Origin of the sequence: Bacteroides congonensis (assembly GCF_900130125.1) — a bacterium.
GTDB lineage: Bacteria > Bacteroidota > Bacteroidia > Bacteroidales > Bacteroidaceae > Bacteroides > Bacteroides congonensis.
The window spans coordinates 1,542,257-1,555,340 of sequence record NZ_FQXY01000011.1 but is presented as its reverse complement, the minus strand read 5'-3'; the positions used below and the strand labels follow the sequence as shown (position 1 = coordinate 1,555,340).

The 13,084-nt window shown below is 43.3% G+C and carries 13 protein-coding genes; 2 read left to right on the top strand and 11 right to left on the bottom strand.

Going from position 1 to position 13,084, the window contains the following annotated elements; translation table 11 throughout:
- The first annotated feature begins 14 nt into the window (after positions 1–14).
- Positions 15–1,406, top strand: coding sequence for an MltF family protein (locus BQ7997_RS23625; RefSeq protein ID WP_073348536.1), 1,392 nt, complete (start codon positions 15–17; stop codon positions 1,404–1,406).
- 10 nt (positions 1,407–1,416) lie between these two features.
- Here the strand turns inward: BQ7997_RS23625 and BQ7997_RS23620 are convergent, their stop codons facing one another.
- From BQ7997_RS23620 to BQ7997_RS23575, 11 genes are all read right to left on the bottom strand, one after another.
- Positions 1,417–2,970, bottom strand: a complete 1,554-nt coding sequence (locus BQ7997_RS23620) for a sodium:solute symporter family protein (RefSeq protein WP_073348275.1) — start codon at positions 2,968–2,970, stop codon at positions 1,417–1,419.
- The gene (locus BQ7997_RS26035; protein ID WP_022139562.1) at positions 2,967–3,092 is read right to left on the bottom strand and encodes a symporter small accessory protein; all 126 of its coding nucleotides are present in this window, start codon (positions 3,090–3,092) and stop codon (positions 2,967–2,969) included. Before BQ7997_RS26035 ends, BQ7997_RS23620 begins: the two co-directional genes overlap by 4 nt.
- Positions 3,093–3,163: 71 nt before the next feature.
- On the bottom strand, positions 3,164–3,763 hold the full coding sequence (locus tag BQ7997_RS23615; protein WP_044653286.1) for a nitroreductase family protein: 600 nt from the start codon (positions 3,761–3,763) through the stop codon (positions 3,164–3,166).
- A 12-nt stretch (positions 3,764–3,775) separates the two neighbouring features.
- Complete coding sequence (gene metH, locus BQ7997_RS23610) at positions 3,776–6,523, bottom strand: methionine synthase (protein WP_073348274.1); 2,748 nt, start codon at positions 6,521–6,523, stop codon at positions 3,776–3,778.
- 13 nt (positions 6,524–6,536) lie between these two features.
- Positions 6,537–6,989: an SsrA-binding protein gene (gene smpB / locus BQ7997_RS23605; protein ID WP_073348273.1), complete on the bottom strand. Its 453-nt coding sequence runs from the start codon at positions 6,987–6,989 to the stop codon at positions 6,537–6,539.
- 9 nt (positions 6,990–6,998) lie between these two features.
- On the bottom strand, positions 6,999–7,544 hold the full coding sequence (locus BQ7997_RS23600) for a Yip1 family protein (protein WP_073348535.1): 546 nt from the start codon (positions 7,542–7,544) through the stop codon (positions 6,999–7,001).
- Between the two features lie 31 nt (positions 7,545–7,575).
- On the bottom strand, positions 7,576–8,331 hold the full coding sequence (locus tag BQ7997_RS23595; protein ID WP_073348534.1) for a hypothetical protein: 756 nt from the start codon (positions 8,329–8,331) through the stop codon (positions 7,576–7,578).
- Between the two features lie 82 nt (positions 8,332–8,413).
- The gene (locus BQ7997_RS23590) at positions 8,414–8,914 is read right to left on the bottom strand and encodes a DMP19 family protein (RefSeq protein ID WP_073348272.1); all 501 of its coding nucleotides are present in this window, start codon (positions 8,912–8,914) and stop codon (positions 8,414–8,416) included.
- A 510-nt stretch (positions 8,915–9,424) separates the two neighbouring features.
- Positions 9,425–11,038, bottom strand: coding sequence for an IS66 family transposase (gene tnpC, locus BQ7997_RS23585; protein ID WP_073347687.1), 1,614 nt, complete (start codon positions 11,036–11,038; stop codon positions 9,425–9,427).
- Between the two features lie 69 nt (positions 11,039–11,107).
- Positions 11,108–11,617 (bottom strand): IS66 family insertion sequence element accessory protein TnpB, encoded by a 510-nt coding sequence (gene tnpB / locus BQ7997_RS23580; RefSeq protein ID WP_073347688.1) that lies wholly within the window; start codon positions 11,615–11,617, stop codon positions 11,108–11,110.
- Positions 11,618–11,736: 119 nt separating this feature from the next.
- Positions 11,737–12,141, bottom strand: coding sequence for an HsmA family protein (locus BQ7997_RS23575; RefSeq protein ID WP_073348271.1), 405 nt, complete (start codon positions 12,139–12,141; stop codon positions 11,737–11,739).
- A 238-nt stretch (positions 12,142–12,379) separates the two neighbouring features.
- On the opposite strand from BQ7997_RS23575, the gene BQ7997_RS23570 reads away from it, so the two are divergent.
- Complete coding sequence (locus BQ7997_RS23570; protein ID WP_004296942.1) at positions 12,380–13,081, top strand: iron-sulfur cluster assembly scaffold protein; 702 nt, start codon at positions 12,380–12,382, stop codon at positions 13,079–13,081.
- Positions 13,082–13,084: the final 3 nt, after the last annotated feature.

Below are 13,084 nucleotides of genomic sequence, written 5' to 3'. Positions count from 1 at the left end.
ACAAAATGTCAGATATGAATGTCAGGACACTGATTATCCCTTTATTCCTTGTGTTATTCTGTTGCGTAATCGGATGCCGGAATAAGCAGCATAGTAAGACGGATGAATCCGTCCGCGATCTTCCACAGATAAAAGATAGCGGTGAATTGGTTGTATTGACATTATACAGTTCTACTTCCTATTTCATATACCGGGGACAGGAAATGGGTTTCCAGTATGAACTCAGCGAGCAATTTGCCAAAAGCCTGGGATTAAAGCTCAGAATCGAAGTAGCTAACAGCGTTGACGAACTGATTCGGAAATTGCTGGCAGGCGAGGGAGACATGATTGCCTACAATCTGCCTATCACCAAAGAATGGAAAGACAGTCTCATTTATTGTGGGGAAGACGTGATTACCCATCAGGTTATTGTCCAGCAAGGGCGAGGCAAGCAGAAACCTTTGAAAGATGTCACCGAACTGATTGGAAAAGATGTCTATGTGAAACCCGGAAAGTATTATGACCGCCTTGTCAACCTGAACAACGAACTGGGCGGCGGCATCCAAATCCATGAAGTGAACAATGACAGTATCACTATTGAGGACTTGATCACACAAGTGGCGCAAGGTAAAATACCATACACGGTGGCCGACAATGATTTGGCAAAACTTAATAAGACGTATTATCCCAATCTGGATATAAACCTGTCTATCAGCTTCGACCAGCGTTCTTCCTGGGCAGTACGGAAAGACAGTCCGGAACTAGCCGCAGCCGCCACTAAATGGCATCAGGAGAACATGACTTCTCCTGCTTATACAGCCAGTATGAAACGTTACTTTGAAAATAGTAAAATGATGCCCCACTCTCCTATCCTTTCATTGAGAGAGGGAAAGATTTCCCATTATGATGATCTATTCAAGAAGTATTCCAAAGACATCGGATGGGATTGGCGTTTACTGGCGTCTCTGGCTTATACGGAATCCAATTTTGACACAACTGCCGTATCCTGGGCAGGTGCGAAAGGACTCATGCAACTAATGCCCGCCACTGCCCGGGCAATGGGAGTGCCACCAGGAAAAGAACAAAATCCGGAAGAGAGCGTTAAGGCTGCCATCAAGTATATTACTGCTACCGACCGTAGTTTTAGTATGATTCCCGATAAAGAGGAACGTCTCAACTTTATCCTCGCTTCCTACAATGCCGGTCTAGGACATATTTACGATGCCATGGCACTAGCCGAGAAATACGGAAAAAACAAACTGGTATGGAAAGATAATGTAGAAAACTTTATCTTACTCAAAAGCAATGAAGAATACTTCACCGACCCCGTTTGTAAAAACGGTTACTTCCGTGGCATAGAGACTTACAATTTCGTTCGCGACATTATGTCACGCTATGAATCTTATAAAAAGAAGATCAAAGCGTAAAGAAAGTAACTTAATACCTATTTTTATAGGTTACCAAACTAACCACGACAATAGCCAACACCGATAAAGGCAGAGCAAACAATATCGGGTCAATGACCGGGAAAGGATAAGTGGTAATCAACACATCCCGTCCGAACAAAGCCTTGCAGATACCCAATGCGGCAGATTCTTTCTGATGAAGGAATACGAGAGCAAACAAACTCCCGACTGTTCCTATCCAAAGACTTGCCATTACACCCTGCTTGGTAGCTTTCTTCCAATACAAAGCACAGAAATAAGCAGGAAGGAAAGCAGCCGCACAGATTCCCATAAAGATAGAAGTTCCACGGGCGATAATGTCATGGGGCAGCATATAACAAATAATATAGCTGACTAAAATAGAGAATAATACGCCAAGACGGATTACATTCGTAAGTTTCCCCCGTGAGCGCGGCTTATAAGTTCCGTAAATATCTGAACCTACCGAAGCTCCCATCGTATGGAACTGTGAGCTAAGTGTAGACATACTGGCTGAAAGGATACACAACATAAAGAGTGCGGCAAACCAGTCGGGCATTGCCTTATTAATAAAGTAGGGAATAATCTTATCAATATCCTGCACCACTTCCGTTGCAACCGCCCCTTCTGTTTTCAGGAAAAAAAGATTGCTTAATGCCCCGGCATGATAGATAGCGCCTACCGTTATAATCAGAAAGAAACAACCGATAAACACACCACGGTTCAACTGCTTGCTACTCTCCACCGTCATAAAACGAACTACTAGCTGCGGTTGCGCAAGACAGCCGATTCCAACTCCTAAAATAAGAGAAGTTACCAATGAATACCATTGTGGAGAACCCGTCACAGGCATAGCCGTCCATCCCTGATGCCCCAATGCCTTAAACTTTTCCGGAACTAGCGGAGCAATAGCTGTCAACTCCTTATTTGCTTCTGTAAAGCCCATACCGAGTACCTGATATAGAGAGAACAACAGAAACAGCATACACCCAAACATGATAACTGCCTGTAAAGCATCCGTGTACATTACACCTTTCATACCGCCGGCAATAACATAAGCGGCAATCACCAATGTAAATATCAATAAGGAAATATTGAAGTCTATCTGAAAAATCTGCTCGATAAATACCGCTCCGCCTTTCATTACAACTGCCGCATAAAGTGGCATCCCAATGAAAATAACGGCGGCAATAAATACCTGTATATTACGTGAACGGAAATGCCGCCCTAATAATTGAGGGAAAGTACTCACGTTTAGTTTTGCCCCCATACGCCGGGTGCGTAACCCGAAGAAAATGAAGGCAATGACAACGCCGATAAACATATTAAGGAAACACAACCACTGGATACCCATTCCGAAAGCAGCAGCCACACCACCAAAACCCACGATAGCAGATGCGGAAATAAACGTAGCACCATAAGAAAGTGCCATCACAATAGGATTCATCTGTCGTCCCCCCACCAGATAGTCACTGGTAGACGTCGTTTTCTTATATCCTAAAAAGCCAAGATAGGCAAGTGACAGCAGATAAGCTATCACAATCAGTCCAAGTGTAAATGTATTCATCGTGTTTCGTCTTTTTCATCGTCCTTATTCCAATATTTCAGCCCAAACCAGGCAGCAAAAATCACGCATACCACCGAAAGCAGGTATGGCATAATGATAAAAGGGTCTTCTATTCCAAACATTTGCGTATCAGATTTTAATCAATTAAGGCGCAAATGTAAGGAATTTATTGAAAAGACAAAACTTTTGTTTACTAATACTGATTATAATGTATCTTTTTCTCGTCAAATTTCTGTTTCGGGTTCTCTTTTGTAGCCGGATAGCCGAAAGGAATGACACAAAGCGGAAGAATATTCTCCGGAAGCCCGGTATACTTGCGTACTACCTGCATACGGTCTTCATAAGGATAAGCTGCCGTCCATACAGCCCCCAATCCCAAGCTTTCGGCAGCAAGCAGAATATTCTGGGTGGCAGCGGAACAGTCCAGATACCAATAGGATGAGCGTGCAGAGTCCCCGCAAACAACAATGGCATTGCGAGCCTGCGTCAACATTTTGGCATAAGGAAGTGCGGCAGCCATCGAATCCAGTCTGGCACGGTCGGTCACTACGACAAACTCCCAAGGACGGACATCCTTTCCCGAAGGTGCAGCCATTCCGGCACGAAGCATCAAGTCGATTTTCTCTTTCTCCACTCCTTTATTCAGATAAGTACGCACGCTTTTGCGCTCGAAGATATTATCCAATGCAGCATTTCCGGTCTCGGACGTTCCTTTTTCTTCTTTTGCAGAAGAACATGACATCATAGCAGTTACTACCATGAACAGACACAGGAAAGAGAAAATCTTTTTCATTGTGGTAATGTTTTAAAATAGGTTCAACTTATTTTTCTGTGCTTCTTCCAATGAAACGGTTTCACGCTTCATCAAGCCGCTCTTTTCACGAAGTGCCTCATATTCAGTTTTCAATTCATTCACCAGTTCGGCTCTCGTCTGCGGATTCAGCAGTTTGGCGGCAACACCCGCATTCAATGACGCATCTTTGAGGTGCACCACCGGAGCATGATATACAGGGGCGATCTTCAATGCCGTATGCATCTTTGAAGTGGTAGCCCCACCAATCAGAAGAGGTATATCCAATCCTGCTTTTTCCAGTTCGACGGCTACGTGAGCCATTTCTTCCAGAGAAGGAGTTATCAGACCGCTCAATCCAATCATGTCCACCTTTTCTTCAATAGCACGCTGAACGATTGTTTCTGCGGGCACCATCACTCCTAAGTCAACAATATCATAACCGTTGCAGGCCATCACCACGGCAACGATATTCTTTCCAATATCGTGCACGTCGCCTTTCACAGTAGCAAGTAATATTTTTCCGGCAGAGGTTGCTCCATCTGTTTTCTCCGATTCAATGACAGGCTGAAGGATAGCGACGGCTTTCTTCATTGTCCGCGCAGTCTTTACTACTTGCGGAAGAAACATCTTACCTGCGCCGAACAGTTCACCGACATAATTCATCCCATCCATCAACGGGCCTTCAATCACATTGACCGCTTTATCGTAAAGTGGCAGTGCTTCTGCCAAATCCTGTTCGAGAAAATCGCCAATTCCTTTCATCAAAGCGTATTTCAAACGTTCCTGAACAGAGCCTTCTCTCCAAGCATCCTGCTTGACAGCCGGTTGTCCTGCCGCTCCGCTCATGGTGGCTTTCAGAGATTCCGCCAGTTCGATAAGACGCTCCGCAGCATCGGGACGACGGTTCAAAACGACATCTTCAATCTTCTCCAGTACATCTGTCGGAATATCGCTATAAAGCACGGAAGTTCCCGGATTCACAATTCCCATATCCATTCCTTGCTGAATGGCATGATAAAGGAACACGGCATGCATGGCTTCACGGATATAGTTATTGCCACGGAAAGAGAAAGAAAGGTTACTTACTCCACCACTGATATGCGCACCGGGAAGGTTTTTCTTAATCCATCCGGTAGCTTCAATGAAGTCTACCGCATAGTTGTTATGTTCTTCGATTCCCGTAGCTACGGCGAGCACATTGGGGTCGAAGATAATATCATGGGGATTAAAATTGACTTTGTCGACCAACAGGCGGTATGCACGTTGGCACACCTCTATCTTGCGAGCGGCCGTATCCGCCTGACCTTTTTCGTCAAAAGCCATTACGACGGCGGCAGCTCCGTATTGTTTGATAGTCCGGGCATGTTCGAGGAATACTTCTTCCCCTTCTTTCAAAGAAATAGAGTTAACGATTGACTTACCTTGCAGGCATTTCAATCCGGCAACAATCACTTCCCATTTGGATGAATCAATCATAACCGGGACGCGGGCTATTTCCGGTTCGGACATGATAAGGTTCAGGAAGGTAGTCATCTCGGTCTTGGCATCCAATAGACCGTCGTCCATATTGACGTCGATCACCAAAGCTCCGTCTTCTACCTGTTGGCGGGCGATGGAAAGAGCTTCATCGTATTTCTTTTCATTGATAAGACGAAGGAATTTACGTGAACCGGCTACGTTACAACGTTCGCCGACATTCACAAAATTAATTTCCGGTTTCACTTCCAGCAGTTCAAGGCCGGAAAGCCACATACAATCCGGTTTTGCAGCCGGGACGTGTGGTTGAGCACCTTCTATCAGGGCTGAATATTTGGCAATATAGGCGTCTGTCGTTCCACAGCAACCACCGATAATATTGATTAATCTTTCGTCAATATATTCTTTCACTTCGTGAGCCATATCCGCAGGTGTCTGGTCGTACTTACCGAGGCTGTTCGGTAATCCAGCATTTGGATAGGCACTAATATAATAAGGTGCACGGGCTGCCAATTGCTCAAGAAAAGGTTTCAACTGACGCGCTCCGAACGAGCAGTTCAGGCCGACAGAGAAAATATTGGCATGTTGTACGGAAGCGAGAAATGCTTCCAATGTTTGTCCTGACAGAGTACGTCCGCCAATATCGGATACAGTCACTGATAACATGACAGGTACTTCAACACCTATCGCTTTCATTGCCTGTTCAGCAGCAAAAATAGCCGCTTTCGCATTCAGCGTATCAAATATCGTTTCAATCAGAATGGCGTCTACCCCACCCTCAAGCATTGCTTCCATCTGTTGCTGATAGGCGGCGGCCAGTTCGTCGTAGCTCAAAGCACGATAAGCCGGATTGTTCACGTCCGGGCTCATGGAGCAAGTTTTGTTCGTAGGCCCTACGGAGCCGGCTACAAAACGGGGTTTGTCGGGATTCTTTGCAGTATATTCGTCCGCTAGTTCACGGGCCAGCTTCACTGCAGCAAGATTCATTTCACGCACATATTCTTCTACGTGATAATCGGCCATAGAAACGGTAGTCGAACTGAATGTATTTGTTTCGATAATGTCCGCGCCTGCTTCCAGATATTTACGATGAATATCCCGAATCACATCGGGACGTGTCAGACACAACAAGTCATTATTCCCTTTCAACTGTCCGGGAATATGCGCGAAACGTTCACCACGAAAATCTTCTTCTTTGAGATTATATTGTTGAATCATTGTACCCATTGCCCCATCCAGAATAAGGATGCGCTCGGATACGATCTGCGAAATTGTCTTTTTCATTTATCCTATCATGTCATCGTTTGAACATTCTTGCCATATCTCTACGGTCATCTTTTTCCTTAATGGATTCTCGTTTATCATATTCCTTTTTACCTTTCGCCAAAGCGATTACCAGTTTCGCCAAACTTTTTTCATTGATAAACAAGCGTACGGGAACAACCGTAAAACCGGGATTCTTCATATCCCGTTGAAGTTTCTCCAATTCTTTCTTACTAAGCAACAACTTCCTCTCCCTACGCGCCGTATGATTATTGTACGAACCATAGAAGTACTCGGCGATGTGCATATTCTTCACCCATAATTCGCCTTTCGCAAAATAACAAAACGTATCTACCAGGCTTGCTTTTCCCAAACGAATGGATTTGATTTCCGTACCGGTCAGCACAATACCTGCTGTGTAGGTATCTATCAGTTCGTAATCAAACGTAGCCCGTTTATTCTTAATATTTACAGAGGGTTGTTTCATCTTCACACATTAATTAAGTATGGCCGTCAGTCTGTTAAACACAATTTGAATCACCGTCGGACATAGTATTAACAATGCAGACGACAAAAGGGTGTATTTCAATCGTTGTTTTTCTTCTACTCCCATCAGCACAGGAACTCCTTCCCATACTACATAGACGATATAGAACTGTAGCAGCCAGGCAATAATTCTAAAATCAGGTAATAGTCCGGTGACAATCTGAAGCAAGAAAGGTACAACAAGTGCATATCCTGCAAACTGTTGTGTCAGCGGCATATTGCTATGCATGCCAAACATTCTTGTCCCCATCTCATTAATGGCATAAGCAGCCAGAAAGTAGCCACCGAACAAGGCTACAGCTACGGCACAGCAATTGGTCATAGCTATCTGGAAACTTTGCGGGCCACCCCATCCATTCGTCAGTAACGAACCGATGAACACGGACAGACCGCATAAACCAATCATAGGATAGACAAAAGCCATATATACTTTTCGCCTATCCTCTTCCATAGAAATTTCCTCCCAGGCCTTGACCGGAGAGGAAATCAGTTTCATTGCTATGTTAAATAGTTCTTTGTAGTTCAAGTTACTGTGTAATCTTTGAATAATCTATATCAAATGTCCCTTCTCTTGTACTAGAATCATCTAATTTATTAGATGAACTGTTTACCTGAGCATGAATTACAATCTTCTTCAAAGTTGAAAAACGATTTACAAGATAAGATAAATCATACGCTTGATAACTCACAGTATGTTCTCTACGAGTTTCATCTTTATCTTCAGTAATAATATGATTTACATATAAATCCAACGTTTCACCTCCTTCTGAAACTTTCGTTTCATCATATGAAATAATAAACTTATGTTTCTTCAGTTCCTCTTCAACTTCTGTTGCAACTGATGAGTTTTTGAAATGAAACATTGCAGGAAGAATCAATGTATTTTTATCAAACATATAAGGATAATATACATTTTCATAGTTCAAAGTATACATTGTTGCATCCGCTTCATCTGGTGTGGAAGTTACATTAGGTCCATCAATATTGGTAGGAGTGGAAGTCAAAGTAAAAGTAATAGATGCAGTACTAGCATTTATATCCTCTCTATTATATTGACCATTAACAATATACATACCTGAATTTAAAAGCATGATACTAGTCGGATCAGTAGGAATCAGTTTAGTACCATCTATCATTTTAAAACTACTTCCATAAGAGTCAAGTCTTGCAATAACACTCAAAGGTTGCGGTCCATTATTATCATCCCCATTCATACAAGAAGTAACCGACATACCCATCACCACAGCCATCAAAGCTACCAAGAAAAATTTCATCTGTTTCATAAACATATTTTTTAGATTTTGCAAAGATATAAATTCTAATTCACAATTAATAAATGCAGATACTTAAAAAATACTGCATCCGCTACTTTATTATTTTTGCAAAAAGTTCCAAATGGTCATCTACATAACTTGCAATCACTGCCGTAACCTGCTCTTCCATCTCTAAATAAGCCTCTTCCAACTCATCGAAGGCTTCGTATTGCTCATACATAGCCATGAATTCATCATCCGTCCGTTCCTTCTCCAAGTCTTTACGGTTTGCATCAAATATCTTCTTTGCTTTATAGATTAGCTTCGAGAATTCATCCACTCCCCACAAACGCATTACTTTAGCAAACGGATTATAAAAGATATATCCGCCATAACCGTTTTGGATCAACTGGCAGAATCCCCCTGCCATCACCTCATCACGAAATATCTGATAAGCCAGCAAAGAATGTTGTTCTCCTGTCAATAAAGGCATCGTCTCCGCAGTCAGTTCGCCACCGATCACCTCTTTATATTTATCTGTAAACGCCTGGATAAATTCATCCATTCCTTCACCCGCAGCCTTTTGTAAAGCTGATTCTACAACTTCGATCATAATCTTTTTTATAAATGATGCAGCAAAGCTACGAATTTTATTCTACATCCAGTAACAATCCTTTCACAATCTTACCAATCTTAATTTCATTATCCGTCCTCCACCTTCTTCACACGAATCTTATCATCTCATATACAGACGTTTCCGGTGAACAATTCATATAAAATACAGGATTCACCTCTATTCACACCCTTCACAAGATATATATTTTCCAATCTTACAATATAGCGGAAACAAACATTGGCTATATTATAGGAACAGACAAATAGTGTATATATTCCGAATAGAAAATGTTTGTTCAACAGTAGACGACTCCAGTTGACCACCTAGTTAACTCTAGTCAGCTAATTAGCCGGCTATAGTTGGCTAATAGGACAACTATAGCCGGCCGACAAGCATAAAGTAAAATGTTGTAAGCATTCGGCCTCGTGCGTGTTTCTTTCCAAGCTATAATAAAGCCAAAAGCCAGACGTACTTCGTCTGGCTTTTGGCTTTATCAATCTTTCTTGTTTATCCTTTCCAATTAAATGGCAGTAAATCGGAGTAGTCGTTTTTCTCTTCTCTTTCTTTCTCCTGTACCCTAATCAACACGTCCTGCATCCATAGTTTCGGGTTCACCTTATTTTCCCTGCAACATCCCATCAGTGAAAAGAATATTGCCGCTGCATGTGCCGCCTCATGTGATCCGGAGAAAAGAGTGTTTTTTCTGTTCAAAGTCAATGGTCTTATAGAACGCTCCACCGGATTATTGTCAATGCAGAATTGTGCATCGTTGACATATCCGGACAGTTGTTCAAATCGTGTGTACATATAGAATATGGCCTTGGCAATAGGCGATTTCTCAACCGTATGTTCATATTCCTCCTTGCACCATTTTTCCAGTCCTTTGATAATAGGGTACGATTCTTCCTGGCGAAGCTTTACTACAGCCCCGCCTTCCAGATGTTCTATCCTGATTTTCTCCTCCACAGCATACAGTCTGCCTATTTGTTCAAGTGCATACCCTGCTCTGGGAGGGTCATTCCCTTCCGCTTCCACAAACTTGCGCCTGACGTGTGCCCAGCAGCACAGGTGTAACTTTCCGGGTAGCGTGTCGAACTCGTCATATACTGCAAAGCCGTCACTCTGTACCACCCGGACCTGTCCTGCCAGCAGTGTGTCTATTCCACTGCTGCCACGTCCCTTGTGATATTCAAAGAAGGGGGTATGGAACCGGGGCAGATAGAAGTTCCACATATACCCGCGGTGAAGGGCACCGGGACGGTCGCTTTCAAGTACGGGGTGGGGCGTCTCATCGGCCATGACGTAATAACTGTCCTTGACCAGTTCACGAAGCTCATTATAGACCGGCTCCAGACGCTGTGCGGCGGCCATCATCCAGTTACTTACGGTGGAAGGACTCAGATGGATGCCTTCACGCTCAAAAATGTCCAGCTGTCTGTGCAGAGGCAGGTGATCGTAATATTTGGCGGTAGCAATGTGGGACAGTATACTTTCCGACGCATTGCTGTGAGGGTGTGCCATTACGGGCATGGGAGCAGTCATGATACGACCGTCGGCAAGCCGGTATTTAGGGCGGATGATGCGTCTCACATAGAATCGCGCAGGGCTGACGGCATATTGTTCGCTCACTTCCTCCCCCAGCTTTGTCGCTCCCTCCAGGGAAAGACCTTCCGGCATGGGAATGATGATTTCCTCACGGGGAAGGGACGGGTCGATGGGCTTACGGGCGTGGGGAGTAATCTTTTTGGTGAAGCTCTTACGGAAACGGTTGTAACCATTCTCCGATTTGACAGATTTCTCAGCTATTTTCTGTTCTTCCGCTACCGGGTCATTGACATCGGACGGGGATTCGAAACAGATGCTCAATTGGCTGGCATCTTCGGGAAGATGACGTTTTTCACTGGATTTACCCCATAAACGGCGTGTCAAGTCAGCCAGTTTCCATCTCAAGTCAGCTATGACGGCTGTACAGGCTGAGATTTCCCCGGCCTGGCGGGAATACTCCTGCAAAGAGGCTTCGTATTTTCTCTGAAGTTCCGCATGCTCCTTTTCAAGACGTTCACGTTCCTTGCGCAACTCTTCGTACTCTTCCAAAGTAAGGGTAATGACTGGTTCTTTCACTGTATATCCACTTTTTTATTATGTGGCAAAGTTATCAAAATAAAGCTGTACGCCTTATAGGACGGGAGATTACTTTTCAACTGTTTTCCGATACTTTTTAACAGTAAGCAGCTCATTCAGGCGATTCCAGGAAATTTGAAGAAAATCCCTCTTCCGTTCGTCCTTTTTCAAGAGGAAAGAACCGTGGTTCAGACGACGGCATTCCAGACGGTATTCATCGTCGCACCGATAAAGGATATGCAACCTGCTACGGGAACGGTCAAGAAAAATATGGCAACTCTGCTCTGACACGTAAGAACCCGTGTGCCGGATGACCTCACCACAAAGACCGTCAATTCCTTTATGGAAATTACAACCTTGCGGATAAAGGTAATAAGACCAGAAAGGACTGCTACGGAAAAGACCAAGACCTAAAGGGAGAAGTAGGTCCTGAGGGGAATGGATACCAAGACTAGAAGCCGATACTTTATAACGACGACCACCGTCAAATATGAAAAGAACAGAATCAAAATGATTAGACTCAGACAAGAGACTACGCAGCTTTTCACTTTCATTAGAAAATACTAATACTGAACACATAATAGATTAAGATGATTATGAAGTCACAAAGGTAGGAAGGAAAACAAGGGAAAGAAACACGCACAAGGCCGAATGCTTACAAAATGTTTATGAATATCAGACTCTATTCAGACCGCTTATCATGCATGTAAACGCATCCCCAAATACATACCTATAAAATAAGGTATAAGCCAGATGCACCAAACCACAATACTAAAACGATTGAAATGTCGTTTCGCCTGTGCCGAACCCTTCACGTAAGTCCATATTGCCCATGAAGCGTGTACAAACATAAGAAGAATGGCAATCGTACCCGTCACCGTATGAATCTCGTCATGCAAATGAGTCAACTCTGCAATATGTTCCATCAGGCTCGTGCCAACCGCATCGGCTATCAGACCGAGAAGAAAGAAAATAATATGCCAAAACTTCAATTTCTTTTGGAGACGTTCTCCCCAAACACCAATCGAATAAAAAATAAGCGCAGATGAAATAACGCAAATTGCCGCAATTAAATAATGTATATCTATTTGGTTCAGTTCCATAAATTTTGGTTTTCTACTAATAACAAAGCAACAAATAGATAGTTCGTCCATCCTCAATCTTCCGCAAATGCAATCCCGACTTTACAAACTGCGAAAAAACGTAAACTGAATTGTCACTTTTCACAAAAAAGTAATAAAAGGCGATTTGCAGAAACAAATAAATCGACTACCTTTGTGGGCGATTTAGAGAATCGTGACTACGTATTTTTAATTATATCACTTAAAAAAAGAGCTAATTATGACTTATTCACACGAAGTGGAACACATGTGTGTTGTAAAGAAGGGTCCAAACCACGGACCGGCTCCCATACCCGAAGAAGGCAAATGGGTAAAATCTAAAGAAATCGTTGATATTTCTGGTTTGACACACGGTATCGGTTGGTGTGCTCCTCAACAAGGTGCTTGTAAACTGACACTGAACGTTAAAGAAGGTATCATCCAGGAAGCTTTGATCGAAACAATCGGTTGCTCCGGTATGACCCACTCGGCTGCTATGGCTTCTGAAATCCTTCCGGGTAAAACAGTTCTTGAAGCACTGAACACTGACCTTGTTTGCGACGCTATCAACACAGCTATGCGCGAACTGTTCCTGCAAATCGTTTACGGACGTACCCAATCGGCTTTCTCTGAAGGTGGTTTGATCATCGGTGCAGGTTTGGAAGACTTGGGTAAAGGTCTGCGTAGCCAGGTAGGTACTCTTTATGGTACTTTGGCTAAAGGCCCCCGTTACCTTGAAATGGCAGAAGGTTATATCAAACAAATCTTCTTGGACAAGAACGACGAAATCTGCGGATACGAATTCGTACACATGGGTAAGTTCATGGACGAAATCAAAAAAGGTACTGATGCTAACGAAGCATTGAAGAAAGTTACAGGTACTTATGGTCGCGTAACAGCAGAACAGGGAGCAGTTAAATCTATTGATCCACGTCACGAATAATAT